The 12,190-nt window shown below is 64.8% G+C and carries 12 protein-coding genes; 8 read left to right on the plus strand and 4 right to left on the minus strand.

The genetic code is table 11. From position 1 onward, the window contains the following. Positions 1 to 173 precede the first annotated feature (173 nt). Complete coding sequence (locus AC50X7_RS10575; RefSeq protein WP_494978956.1) at positions 174 to 1,532, plus strand: aspartate kinase; 1,359 nt, start codon at positions 174 to 176, stop codon at positions 1,530 to 1,532. Between the two features lie 115 nt (positions 1,533 to 1,647). Here the strand turns inward: AC50X7_RS10575 and AC50X7_RS10580 are convergent, their stop codons facing one another. Further along, positions 1,648 to 1,860 (minus strand): hypothetical protein, encoded by a 213-nt coding sequence (locus AC50X7_RS10580; RefSeq protein WP_307096743.1) that lies wholly within the window; start codon positions 1,858 to 1,860, stop codon positions 1,648 to 1,650. Between the two features lie 125 nt (positions 1,861 to 1,985). Further along, on the minus strand, positions 1,986 to 2,228 hold the full coding sequence (locus AC50X7_RS10585; protein WP_307096744.1) for a hypothetical protein: 243 nt from the start codon (positions 2,226 to 2,228) through the stop codon (positions 1,986 to 1,988). A gap of 79 nt (positions 2,229 to 2,307) precedes the next feature. Here AC50X7_RS10585 and AC50X7_RS10590 point away from each other — a divergent pair, with 79 nt between their 5' ends. The 4 genes from AC50X7_RS10590 (at position 2,308) to AC50X7_RS10605 (ending at position 4,786) form a co-directional block, all read left to right on the plus strand. Next, a complete protein-coding gene (locus tag AC50X7_RS10590; RefSeq protein WP_494978957.1) occupies positions 2,308 to 2,811 on the plus strand; it encodes a MarR family winged helix-turn-helix transcriptional regulator in 504 nt (167 codons plus the stop codon). A 328-nt stretch (positions 2,812 to 3,139) separates the two neighbouring features. Next, on the plus strand, positions 3,140 to 3,532 hold the full coding sequence (locus AC50X7_RS10595; protein WP_494978958.1) for an SSI family serine proteinase inhibitor: 393 nt from the start codon (positions 3,140 to 3,142) through the stop codon (positions 3,530 to 3,532). After that, positions 3,501 to 4,442, plus strand: a complete 942-nt coding sequence (locus AC50X7_RS10600) for a 3-methyladenine DNA glycosylase (protein ID WP_494978959.1) — start codon at positions 3,501 to 3,503, stop codon at positions 4,440 to 4,442. The genes AC50X7_RS10595 and AC50X7_RS10600 overlap by 32 nt, the downstream gene beginning before the upstream one ends. Next, entirely contained in the window at positions 4,439 to 4,786 is a 348-nt protein-coding gene (locus AC50X7_RS10605; protein WP_494978960.1) for a subtilase-type protease inhibitor, read from the plus strand. Before AC50X7_RS10600 ends, AC50X7_RS10605 begins: the two co-directional genes overlap by 4 nt. A 92-nt stretch (positions 4,787 to 4,878) precedes the next feature. On the opposite strand, the gene AC50X7_RS10610 is transcribed toward AC50X7_RS10605, so the two are convergent. Beyond that, on the minus strand, positions 4,879 to 7,983 hold the full coding sequence (locus AC50X7_RS10610; RefSeq protein ID WP_494978974.1) for a S8 family serine peptidase: 3,105 nt from the start codon (positions 7,981 to 7,983) through the stop codon (positions 4,879 to 4,881). A 282-nt stretch (positions 7,984 to 8,265) separates the two neighbouring features. Beyond that, positions 8,266 to 8,448 (minus strand): hypothetical protein, encoded by a 183-nt coding sequence (locus AC50X7_RS10615; protein ID WP_307096755.1) that lies wholly within the window; start codon positions 8,446 to 8,448, stop codon positions 8,266 to 8,268. Positions 8,449 to 8,718: 270 nt separating this feature from the next. Between AC50X7_RS10615 and purS the strand changes: the two genes are divergently transcribed. The 3 genes from purS to purL are packed head-to-tail and all read left to right on the plus strand — an operon-like array spanning position 8,719 to position 12,063. Beyond that, positions 8,719 to 8,970: a phosphoribosylformylglycinamidine synthase subunit PurS gene (purS, locus tag AC50X7_RS10620; RefSeq protein WP_015935902.1), complete on the plus strand. Its 252-nt coding sequence runs from the start codon at positions 8,719 to 8,721 to the stop codon at positions 8,968 to 8,970. Between the two features lies 1 nt (position 8,971). After that, the gene (purQ, locus tag AC50X7_RS10625; protein WP_494978961.1) at positions 8,972 to 9,757 is read left to right on the plus strand and encodes a phosphoribosylformylglycinamidine synthase subunit PurQ; all 786 of its coding nucleotides are present in this window, start codon (positions 8,972 to 8,974) and stop codon (positions 9,755 to 9,757) included. Then, positions 9,754 to 12,063 carry a phosphoribosylformylglycinamidine synthase subunit PurL gene (purL, locus tag AC50X7_RS10630; RefSeq protein WP_494978962.1) on the plus strand — a complete coding sequence of 770 codons (2,310 nt, stop codon included), beginning with the start codon at positions 9,754 to 9,756 and terminating at the stop codon, positions 12,061 to 12,063. Before purQ ends, purL begins: the two co-directional genes overlap by 4 nt. Positions 12,064 to 12,190: the final 127 nt, after the last annotated feature.

Raw genomic sequence — 12,190 nt, forward strand, 5'->3', positions numbered from 1 at the left:
CCCGCAGGTCCTCCCAGGGGCTGAGATTCGGTCACAATTCAACGCCCGGCCATGCTCGGCGATAAACTGTGACCAGAAGTCGCGCCAACAGCGGCATTAGTTTCCCGCGTCAGGGCCAACACAGCTTTACGGCTGTCTGGCCGGGCTCCAATTGATTCAGTGAAGGTACGCGCATGAGTACGCCCACTACCGAAGTGCACAACGCAACGCAGCCGCAGGAGCTGCCGGTCGGCGGTGCCGTAACCCAACAGCTCATTGTGCAGAAGTTCGGCGGTTCCTCCGTAGCTGACGCGGACGGCATCAAGCGGGTCGCCAAGCGCGTTGTGGACGCCCAGATAGCGGGCAACGAGGTGGTTGTTGTGGTCTCGGCCATGGGTGACACCACCGATGAACTCCTGGACCTCGCAGGCCAGGTAACTGACTCTGCCCCTGCCCGCGAAATGGACATGCTGCTGTCCGCCGGCGAGCGCATCTCGATGGCGCTGCTGGCCATGGCCATCAACAAACTGGGAGCCTCCGCCCAGTCCTTCACCGGTTCCCAGGCCGGCATGATCACCGACGGCATCCACGGCAAGGCCAGGATCATCGACGTCGACCCCCACCGCATCCGCACCGCCCTGGATAAGGGCAACATCGCCATCGTGGCGGGCTTCCAGGGCATGAGCCGGGCCACCAACGAGATCACCACCCTGGGCCGCGGCGGTTCGGACACCACTGCCGTAGCGCTGGCAGCGGCACTCGAAGCCGACGTCTGCGAGATCTACACGGACGTGGACGGCATTTACACGGCCGATCCGCGCGTTGTCCCCTCAGCCCAGAAAATCGACACGATCTCCAGCGAGGAAATGCTTGAACTCGCAGCCTCGGGAGCCAAGATTCTGCACCTTCGCTGCGTTGAGTACGCGCGCAGGTTCGGTGTGCCGCTGCACGTCCGTTCCTCATTCAGCCAGCACGAAGGCACCTGGGTCATCCCGAGTGCTGAAGACAAGATCACCACACAAGAGGGAGTTGCCTTGGAGCAGCCAATCATCTCCGGCGTCGCACACGACCGTTCCGAAGCCAAGGTCACCGTTGTTGGCGTTCCGGACATCCCCGGCAAGGCGGCTGCGATCTTCCAGGTCATCGCCGATGCCCACTCAAACATCGACATGATCGTGCAGAACGTTTCCACGCACGGCACGGGCCGGACGGACATTTCCTTCACCCTGCCCATCGTGGAAGGTGCCGACGCCCTTGCGGCCCTTCACGCAGCGCAGGACCAGATCGGCTTCGAGACCATCGAGTACAACGAGCAGATCGGCAAGCTCTCCCTGATCGGCGCCGGCATGCGTTCACACCCCGGCGTCTCCGCAACCTTCTTCAAAGCACTCTCGGGCGCGGGGATCAACATCAACATGATCTCCACATCGGAAATCCGCATTTCGGTTGTTACCCATGCGGATCTGCTGGACGAGGCCGTGCGGGTCATCCACCAGGCCTTCGAACTGGACAGCGAGAACGAAGCCACGGTGTACGGCGGCACCGGCCGCTAACCCGCGCCGTCAATTCATACAAGAATGCATTGGCCAGGGAATCTACTCCCTGGCCAATGCATTTTTTTAGGTGTTTTTGGGAGTAGCCGCGGCAATGCGTCCAGCCTGGCCGAAGTCAGGTCTCTTTCACGTCTTCGCGGCGTACGGCGTAGTGGTGGCCGGCCGTGTCGGTTTCCACCACAAAATGCGTGAGTTCCTCCTCCGAAGCCTGCTCATACTCGTCATGCTTGTGCACCACGGGCAAGCTGGTGTCCAGGCGGGTGGCCGGTCCAAAGAAGAAGCGGAGCCTGTCGGTCGCGTTCATGAACCCGCGGAGTACATGTGCCACTGTTTTCCACCCCCTTTCCGCACTCAGGGGAAAGAAGAGCCGTTCCAAATAAGGCCACTGCTCCTCGTGGAGCAAGTGCCCTTATTTTACGCCCGCGTACCTGAAAAGGCTCCGCGGTCCAGGTGTCAGCGGAGGGACTTATCTTCCGGATTTCTGGGCACCACATAGGTGCTGCCGTCAGGCCGCGTGATGGTCTCCCATTGCTGGGTTTCAGCTTCGCGCTGGGCCAGGAGCCGCCGGTTTTCCTCTGTCATGTCGTGAATGAGGGAAGAACGGTTTGCGGGACCGAAAATGGCACGCAGCTTGCCGGTGGCCCGCATGAACCGCTGCGACGCGTTTTCCTTGCCTTCTGAACTGGCCCTACCCATGTACTGGCTCCTTCCAGAGACCGCTTTTCCTAGTAACAGTGTACGCTAATAGTTAGCACACTAACAATTGGAGGCTCCGATGACCACTGCATCCAGCACTTCCCCCGCAGCCGGTACCGCGCCCGGCGGCGGGGACAGCCCGCAGGACAACGACCTGCTGCTCGAGCACCAGCTTTGCTTTGCCCTGACTGTTGCCTCCCGCAGCGTGGTGGGAGCGTACAAACCTGTGCTCGAGAAGTTGAACCTCACCCACCCGCAGTATTTGGTCATGCTGTGCCTCTGGGAGTCCAGCCCGCGCACAGTACGGAACATCAGCGATGCCCTGGCGCAGGAGCCGGCCACCATCTCCCCTCTGCTGCGGCGCCTTGAAGTGTCCGGTCTGATTTCACGACGGCGGGTGGACGGCAACGAGCGCGCCCTCGCCGTCGGCCTCACTCCCGCAGGAGCGGCCCTTCGGCAGGAGGCGCTCAAGGTGCCGGGCACCATGATGGAACGCCTGGGCCTGACCCGAAGCCAGGTCAGCGAGCTGCACACGGCCATGATGGGGCTTATCGCAGCCACGTCCCAGACCCAGCATGCTTAGCCGGCCAGCAGGGCGGCGGCAGTAGAATGGCATCATGACAGACAGGCCACGGCACTGGCACAGTGTGCATTCCGGGGGCATAGAGCAGCTGACGCGCTTAGAAGTCTTGCCGCGCCCACGTCGATCCAGGAGCCAACCATACGTCCGCATCGCGGCGTTGTTGTTCGCGGTTGTCCTGTTGCCTGCCTGCACGCCGAACGAGGGCGGGGGGACTCCTACCGGCGATCCCTCCACACCGCCAACGGCTTCCGTTTCTGCCTCTGTACCGCCAGCCACGCCGGCCACTCCGGCCCCCACAGGCAGCCTGGACCCTGACGCCGAGTCTTCCGTGCCGGCACCGGCACCCGAGCCTGCCGCGCCGTCATCCGGCCCTGGGCAGGGCAACGCGGAACTGGCCATCACCATTAAACCCTCGGCCGGTGAGCCGGAGGTCCATCACACCCTTGTCTGCGTCGATGGCGCGCCCGAGGCGGAAAGCAACCATCCCACTGCGGATGCCGCCTGCGCTGCCTTGAAGGAAAACGCCGCGCTGCTGAGTCCCGGTCCGAAACGGGCTGACCAGGTGTGCACCGAACAGTATGGCGGGCCCCAGGAAGCTACCGTCACCGGCGTGGTGGATGGAGTACCTGTTGATGCCGCCTTTGCCCGGACCAACGGTTGCGAAATCAGTGCCTGGGATGCCACGAAGGATGTCCTCGGTGCAGCCGGTGGAGCAGCTTAGGGTCCTGGCGGCGGACGAGTGGCGGGCCCGTGAGGAGGCCCACCAGCAGCGCGTCAGCCGCTACGCAGATCCCTACCTTGCACGCCGCTCCGCGGGGCACAAGCATCCGGTGGAGGATTTCCTCTTCACCTACTACACCCAGAAACCCGGCCAGCTCCGCCGCTGGCACCCAGGCGCCGGCGTCGTCCTGGCGGGCCGGGATGCTGGCGCCCGCTACGGGTGGAAGCACTACCGAACGCTCGACGACGACGAACTTGCCTTCCTCGGGCTGCCGTCAGGCAGCACGGCGGTAACGATGGATCGGGACGCCTTTCTCACTGACCGCAAGGACGCCGTCGCCTTCGCCGGGATCATCCTGCGCGGGACTGCTGCCCGCCCTGCGCAGTTTGGCTGCTTCGGCCTCCATGAGTGGGCCATGGTCTACCACCAGGAACGGTTCGACCTGCGCCACGAGTACCTGCAGCTGCGCCTCGGGTCAGCAGGTACGGACAAGGTGGTGGAGGACAACCGGATACGCTGCAGCCACTTCGACGCCTTCCGGTTCTACACCCCGGATGCCATTCCCCTCAATGAACTGGCGCCGAGCCGGGACACCCAGCGGCACCTTGAGCAGCCGGGCTGTCTCCACGCCAACATGGATCTGTATAAGTGGGCGTACAAGCTCCTGCCTGCTCTGCCCAGCGAACTGGTCATGGATTGCTTTGAGCTGTCCTGGCGGATCCGGGCCATGGATATGCAGGCCTCGCCCTACGATCTGGCCGAGTGGGGCTACCCGGCCATCCGCATCGAGACCCCCCAGGGCAAGACCGCCTACGTTGAACAGCAGCGGTCCTTTGCAGCCGAGGCAGCCGGGCTCCGTGAAAAGCTGGCCCAGGAACTGGCCGCCCTGTCCGGGAGCGTGTCCGCATGATAGATCTGACCATCAGGCTGCGCGAAAGCCCTGAGGCCGGCGAGCACGAATTCCGCCTGGTCGCTGACGTCGGCGGCCCCTCGGCGGAAAGCACTCTGCCGGACCCCGCCGCGGCACTGGCCACGGTTGAACGGTACGGCGATGACATCTTCTTCCCGAAGCCCGGGCCCCCGAAGCTGTGCACACAGCAATACGGCGGCCCACAGGTCGCCGTGGTGACTGGAACTTTCCACGGGCGGGCAGTTGAGGCGGTCTTCACGCGGACAGACGGCTGTGAAATCTCGCGCTGGAAAACCATGGCCCCTTTGCTGGGCAATGCTGCTGGAGCGTCCGGCGCCATTTAGCGCAACGCCACCTGCCAGCGAAGCAGCCGGGTTAAACAGGATCCCCGGGCGGTTCAACCGCCCGGGGATCCTGTTGTCTGAACGCGAGGCTGCTAGGCCGCGGGAACTGCGTCCGCGAGAGCCACCTGCGGAGCCCCCGAAGGAGCAGTAGAGGCGGCACCCACCTGGACATTGACCCAGGTCCTGATGCCGTTCTCGCCGAGGCTGAGGCGCGAAAGGTAGGCGCCTTCGGACAGGCCGCTCCAGGACAGCGTGGCCGAGGTGGCAGTGCCGTTCGGAGCCACAATCGGGTTCGGTTCCACCTTGAGGTTGCCTGCATCCCCTGCAAATGTGACCGCCTGCACGGACGCGCCGGCTGCCCCATTATTGGGCGTGGAGTAGAGGTTGGCCACAATGTAGTACGTGCCCGCCCGCGGCGCCTCCAGATCCAGGAACTCACTGGCGGAAGCCGTGGCCACCTGCGTTGCCGTCAGGCTACCCGAAGCATTCGGTGCGTAAACCACCATGTCCCAGTCGACGTCGTTCGATTGCGCCTGGACACCCAGTCGCGCGAATGAGGCGCCTGTGGGCACCGTCACCCGGAGCAGGGCGTTGTGCGCATCGTTTGCCGGTGCGTACTCACCGGGAGTTTTGGTGATGGCTGTCTGGCTCAACGGCGCCAGGCCTTCCACCCCTACCTTGATGGGGTTATCCGAGCCTGACACCAATTCCATGACTCCGCTGCCGCTGCCCGTGGCCGACCTGAACGAGAACGACGGAGCGATCTGCGCATCAACAGGCCGGATTGCGATGGGAGAGCTCACAGTGCGCGGGCCCTTCCAGGTCAGGGTGCCGGTGCTGAACTTGCCCACCGGAGCGCTCACGTTCCTGATGGTCAGGGTAACCTCCCGGGTCTGGCCTGCCTCCGCGAAGTTCAGCGCATTGGGCTCCACCTGGACGTTGAAGCCCGGCATGTTGACCTCCGGACGATACATCCCGGGTACCAGGGCAGTGAGCCGGCGCTTGACCTGCACTTCGCCCACCAGGCTGCCCAGTGCGATGGACGGCAGGTTCAGGTCGCGTGCGGCAATGGTGCCGGCCTGCGGAGCTCCCATGTCAACGCCCTGGCCGTTGAGGAAGCCCAACCAGTCCTTGATGCCCGAGTTGTAGACCAGGCCCGGATCCAGGACCCGGGTTGAGTCAATGTGGCCTGCGCCGCCCTGGAAGGGGTCCGTGTTGGCTGAACCGTCAGCGTTCACCAGCGGGTAGGCGGTGGTCATCATGGCCGACTTGACCATGGCAGGGGTCCACTTGGGCTGCTTGCTAAGCACCAGCGCACCGAACCCGGCGATGTGCGGTGCGGCCATCGATGTCCCGGACATGAACCCGAACTGCTCGCCTTTGTTGCCGATGGTGGAAACACCTGCGAGGACATTCACGCCCGGTGCAGCGATGTCAGGCTTCAGCAGGTCGCCGCCGGAAGCAAGGCTTGGACCCCGGGAGGAGAAACCGGCGATCTGCGGCGCCGGAGCCGGCGGCTCGCCGGTGAGGTCCCCCTTGACCAGGCTGACGGTCAAAGCGGAATTGGCTTCCAGCTTGGACTTCAGCTCCAGGCTCTTCGGGGCGTTGACGTGGACCGTGGGGAGCACGTGGTTGTCCGCGTCTTCGGAGCTGTTGGTAACGTTTACCAGGATCATTCCGACGCCGCCCTTGTCCTGGACTTCCTGGCTCTTCGCCGTTCTGTCCACAACGCCGCGGTCGCAGAGAACTACCTTGCCTGCCACCTTCGCCGCATCGAGGGAACCGGGGCCGCAGAGGTTCGGGTTGGCAGCGCCCGCTGCTGCCGCAGCAGCGGCGACAACGACCGGCTTGTCAACCACGTCAGACTTCATGATCGAAGCTCCGCGGTACAGGGAACCATCGGAAACCTTCACGGTGCCGAGCAAATCGCTCGGGAAGGTGGAGGCAGCGACCGTGGTCAGCCACGGCGAGGCGTGGTTGACCGTGGAGACGGCAGGGCCGGAGTTGCCGGCGGAAGCAGAAACAAAAACACCAGCCGCCGCAGCATTGAGGAAGGCCAGCGCCACGGGATCGGTGGTGCTGTTGTTGTTGCCCGAAATCGAGTAGTTCAGGACATCCACGCCGTCCTTGATCGCGGCTTCCACGGCCTCGACCGAAGCGGATGAGTAGCAGCCTCCGGTATCAGGGCTGGTGTCCTCCCAGCAGACCTTATAGACGGAGACCTTGGCGGCGGGAGCAACGCCGGAGCTCTTGCCGAATCCTGAGCCGTCAATCGTCTGCTCAACGTTCGCGTTGCCCGCCGCGGTGGTGGCGGTGTGCGTCCCATGGCTTCCGACGTCGACCGGTGAGATGAGCTCTTGGGGCGCCCGGTTTCCGGGGGCTACGTACTGCAGGAAGGAATCGGCAAAGTACCTGGCGCCAATGACTTTCGAGTTGCACAGGGAGCCGTCGAATGCGGCGCCCGTCCCTTGCCCTTTTTGGCATTCGCCCACGAAGGTGGTGCCGTCGGCCTTGAGCATAGCGATGCGGCCCTCGGCGGTCCGGTACGGCACGCCAACCTGCGCGGGACCGCGCAGCGGCTGGACAGGCTCGCCCTGCAGGAACGGGTTGTCCGGGGCGTATCCGGAGTCGATAACCCCCACCACGACCCCTTTGCCCGCGTTGGCTTCGCCGCCGAATTGCTTCGCCCAGACACCGTCGGGGCCGGTCAGCTTGAGGAAGTCAGTGGTGGTGTAGTCCGGGGCGTTCTCCGTGTCCGGCGCGACTACCAGGACACGGTCGTCCCTGGACAGCTCCATCGCCTGCGCCGCTGTCAGCTCGGCACTGAAGCCGTTGAGGGCAGCAGTGAATCGTTTTCCGGGGGTGACGCCCTGGCTGGCAGCGACCTCGCTTTGCCGCTTCCGGAGATGCGCGTCGTAGGCCTTGTAGTTGGGGCTTCCGGCATCGAGCTTCCGGCCGTTCTGCGGCTTGGTTGCGCCAAGCCCCGGGGTTTCTCCTTCGTAACCCGCGGCCGCCGCGCCCGCCAGGACAACGATGTAACGGCCGTCCTCGAAGTCAGCAGAGGCGGCCTTTTTGGCAGCTATTGCCAGGTCCTGTCCGGCCGGCGCCGCGGTAGCGGGGCTTATGGCCATCGAGGTGAGGAGAAGAGGTAAACCAACGGCCAGCGCCGCGGCCTTCCGGAATCCCCCGGCCCGCAAGGGGCTCTTTCCAGTTGATTTCACGCGCAACCCTTTCACGATGTACCGGCCCAGCCAGATCGGGGGCCAGAAACTATAGGCTTGGGACCGCGGAATTACAGGTTTTGTCATTCCGTGAGACCAGCCGGTTCATAGAGTACAGACTGATAGCTGAATATGACATAGAGCACATTCGTGAATTATTTGCCAGTCACACGCTGCCCCGCTCAGGGCAGGATGGCATGGAAAAGGGCGCCCCGCAGGGCGCCCTGGCACGCTTGGACTGGGTGCGCGCTTGCGCTGCTACCGGGGGGTGCGCACCACGTCGCTGATCCACTGCCTGGTCTTTTCATCCAGTGGTCCTGCAACCCGGTTGTCCCGGGCAAACCGGTCGGCTTTGATCTTCTGGAGCACCATGCGCCCCAGCCCCGCGAACACTGCGGCGGCAACCATGGGCAACAGCACGGATCTTGATTTCTCAGCCATTCAGCAATCCTAGTGATACCAACGGCTCAACTCCAGAACCCTGTCGCAACTCCCTGCGGCCACCTCTGAAAGCCCGGGACCGTGTGTGCATCATATGGCCGGAATCCGCCGAATACAGGGAGGGGCGCTCCGGCCGGTAGAATGGGCTAGCAAGCTCGCGGAGCGCCCGTCCACAAGGTTCAACAAAGTGTGTCCCAACACCTTCGGTACGGCGTGAGACGGCACTTCTCCGCTGCGCCCTTACCCAAGCTCACGCACAGGAGTTACCGGATGCCCCGGATCGTTGTTGACGTTATGCCCAAGCCCGAGATTCTGGACCCGCAGGGGAAGGCTATCGTCGGCGCTCTCCCCCGGCTGGGCTTCACCAGCTTCAGCTCTGTCCGCCAGGGCAAGCGTTTTGAACTGACGGTCGACGGCGAGGTGACCGAGGAGATCCTGGCCCAGGCCCGCGATGCCGCAGAGACCCTCCTGTCCAACCCCGTGATCGAGGACGTCGTCAACGTCGAGGTCGTCGAGGCCTGAGATGACTGAACTTCCCCTGATCGGCGAGGCCAACGCCGTCGCCGCAGACGCTCCAGGTGCTCGCAGGCTCGCCGGTGCACGGATCGGCGTGGTCACCTTTCCCGGCACCCTCGACGACCGCGACGCCGCCCGTGCGGTCCGCCTGGCCGGCGGCACCGCCGTCGAGCTCTGGCATGCCGACACCGAGCTCGGTGACGTGGACGCCGTCGTGATTCCCGGCGGCTTCTCCTACGGCGACTACCTGCGCGCCGGCGCCATCGCGCGTTTCGCACCGCTGATGTCCAGGATCATCGACGCCGCCAACAGCGACGCCAGGCTTCCCGTGCTGGGCATCTGCAACGGCTTCCAGATCCTCACGGAGTCGCACCTGCTGCCGGGTTCCATGATCAAGAACGACCACCTGAAGTTCATGTGCCGCGACCAGGTCCTGCGCGTCGAGAACAGCAATACTGCATGGACCCTGGACTACCAGGCAGGCCAGGAAATCACTGTGCCGCTGAAGAACCAGGACGGCCAGTACCTCGCGGACGACAAGACCCTGGACGCGCTCGAGGCTGAGGGCCGCGTGGTGTTCCGCTACGTAGGGTTCAACCCCAACGGCTCCCGCCGCGACATCGCAGGTATCGCCAACGCTGCCGGCAACGTCGTAGGCCTCATGCCGCACCCCGAACACGCCGTGGAGGCCGGATTCGGCCCGGAATCGCTTGACGGCGTCGGCGGGTCCGACACCGACGGGCTGGGTTTCTTCACCTCCGTTTTGACCAAGATTGTGGGAGGCGACAAGTGAGCATCGACACCACCAAGAAGTTCAACATCGACACTGTTGAAAACGCCGCGAAGACACCGGACACCGAGCTGCCTTGGGCCGAACTGGGCCTGAAGCGCAACGAGTTCGACGAGATCGTCAAGGTTCTGGGCCGCCGCCCCACCGGCGCCGAGCTCGCCATGTACTCCGTGATGTGGAGCGAGCACTGCTCCTACAAGTCCTCCAAGAACCACCTGCGCCAGTTCGGCGAAAAGGTGACGCCGGAGATGAAGAAGGACATGCTGGTGGGCATCGGCGAGAACGCCGGCGTCACCAACCTGGGGGACGGCTGGGCCGTGACCTTCAAGATCGAGTCGCACAACTCGCCGTCGTTCGTTGAGCCCTACCAGGGCGCCGCCACCGGCATCGGCGGCATTGTCCGCGACATCATCTCCATGGGCGCCCGCCCGGTGGCCGTGATGGATCCGCTGCGCTTCGGCGCCATCGACCACCCGGACACCGCACGCGTGATGCACGGTGCCGTTGCCGGCATCGGCGGCTACGGCAACTCCCTGGGCCTGCCGAACATCGGCGGCGAAATGGTGTTCGACGCCGTGTACCAGGGCAACCCGCTGGTGAACGCCCTCGCTGTTGGCGTCATGCGCCACGAGGACATCCGCCTGGCCAACGCCTCCGGCAAGGGCAACAAGGTGGTCCTGTTCGGTGCCCGAACCGGCGGTGACGGCATCGGCGGCGCCTCGGTGCTGGCTTCCGAGTCCTTCGACGACACCAAGCCTTCGAAGCGTCCAGCCGTCCAGGTGGGCGACCCGTTCGCCGAGAAGGTCCTGATCGAGTGCTGCCTGGAACTGTTCAAGGGCTCACTGGTTGAAGGCATCCAGGACCTGGGCGCCGCAGGCATCTCCTGCGCCACCTCGGAACTGGCTTCCAACGGCGACGGCGGCATGGCGGTTGAGCTGACCTCCGTGCTGCTGCGCGACCCCACGCTGACTCCGGGCGAAATCCTGATGTCCGAGTCGCAGGAGCGCATGATGGCTGTGGTCACGCCCGGGAACGTGGAAGCGTTCGAGGCGGTTATGGACAAGTGGGCAGTCGAGTACGCCTGGCTGGGCGAGGTGACGGACAGCGGCCGCCTTATCATCACGTGGGAAGGCGAGGTGATTGTCGACGTCGATCCCCGCACCGTGGCGCATGACGGCCCGGTCTACGACCGCCCGTTCGCCCGTCCCGGGTGGCAGGACGCCGTGCAGGCAGACTCCTTCACGGGCTCCGTGCAGGACGCAGGCCGTCCCTCCGCTCCGGCCGAACTGGCCAAGGCCGTCACCGAACTGGTGGCATCACCGAACATGTGCTCCAAGTCCTGGATCACCAACCAGTACGACCGCTACGTAGGCGGCAACACCTCCATGGCGTTCCCCGATGACGCCGGCGTGGTCCGCGTTGACGAGGAAAGCGGCCTGGGCGTGGCCCTGGCTACTGACGCCAACGGGCGCTACACCTACCTCGATCCATACCACGGTGCACAGCTGGCGCTGGCCGAGGCCTACCGGAACGTTGCCACCTCCGGTGCCGTCCCCATGGCCGTCAGCGACTGCCTGAACTTCGGCTCCCCCGAGGACCCGGACGTTATGTGGCAGCTCGCCGAAGCCATCCGCGGCCTGTCCGACGCCTGCATGGTGCTCGGCATTCCGGTCACCGGCGGCAACGTCTCCCTGTACAACCAGACCGGCACCACGCCGATCCACCCCTCCCCTGTGGTGGCAGTGCTGGGCAAGCTCGACGACGTCGCCCGCCGCACGCCGTCGGGCTGGCGCGAGGACGGGCAGGCCATCTACCTGCTGGGCACCACCGCCGCAGAGCTGGACGGTTCCGAATGGGCCAACATGCGCGGCCACCTGGGCGGGCAGCCGCCCAAGGTCGACCTCGACGCCGAGCGCGCACTGGGCGAGATCCTGATCAACGCCTCGCGCGACGGCATGATCGATTCCGCACACGACCTCTCCGAGGGTGGCCTCGCGGCTGCCCTGGTAGAGTCCTCGCTGCGCTACGGCGTAGGTGCCCGGATCGCCCTGCAGGACATCCTGGACCGGGACGGCGTGGACCTGTTCACGGCACTCTTCTCCGAGTCCCAGGGCCGTGCTGTGGTGGGCGTCCCCCGCTCGGAGGAAGTCCGCTTCACGGACATGTGCACCGCCCGCGGCTTCGCCCACACCCGTATTGGTGTGGTGGACGCCGCCAGCGGCACCCTGGAGATCAACGGTGTGGCGGGCCTGTCCCTGGACGCCCTCCGTGAAGCCCACGAGGCGACGCTGCCGAAGTACTTCGGCTAAGGACCGCAGCAAACCCATCGATTGCTCCGTAACTGCCCTCTCGACGCATCACAACGGCAGTTACGGAGCCCACACCGGCGAGGGGGGGGGGGGGGGGGGGTTGGGGGAGGGGGAGTCTCGTGGGTGG

The sequence above is a fragment of the Pseudarthrobacter sp. Hb11 genome (assembly GCF_059383655.1).

Coding starts and splice junctions, on each gene's coding strand:
- purQ (WP_494978961.1), top strand. CDS start 8,972: ATGACTGAACTTCCCCTGATCGGCGAGGCCAACGCCGTCGCCGCAGAC.
- AC50X7_RS10615 (WP_307096755.1), bottom strand. CDS start 8,448: ATGGCTGAGAAATCAAGATCCGTGCTGTTGCCCATGGTTGCCGCCGCA.
- AC50X7_RS10575 (WP_494978956.1), top strand. CDS start 174: ATGAGTACGCCCACTACCGAAGTGCACAACGCAACGCAGCCGCAGGAG.
- purS (WP_015935902.1), top strand. CDS start 8,719: ATGCCCCGGATCGTTGTTGACGTTATGCCCAAGCCCGAGATTCTGGAC.
- AC50X7_RS10600 (WP_494978959.1), top strand. CDS start 3,501: ATGTCCTCGGTGCAGCCGGTGGAGCAGCTTAGGGTCCTGGCGGCGGAC.
- AC50X7_RS10585 (WP_307096744.1), bottom strand. CDS start 2,228: ATGGGTAGGGCCAGTTCAGAAGGCAAGGAAAACGCGTCGCAGCGGTTC.
- AC50X7_RS10590 (WP_494978957.1), top strand. CDS start 2,308: ATGACCACTGCATCCAGCACTTCCCCCGCAGCCGGTACCGCGCCCGGC.
- AC50X7_RS10605 (WP_494978960.1), top strand. CDS start 4,439: ATGATAGATCTGACCATCAGGCTGCGCGAAAGCCCTGAGGCCGGCGAG.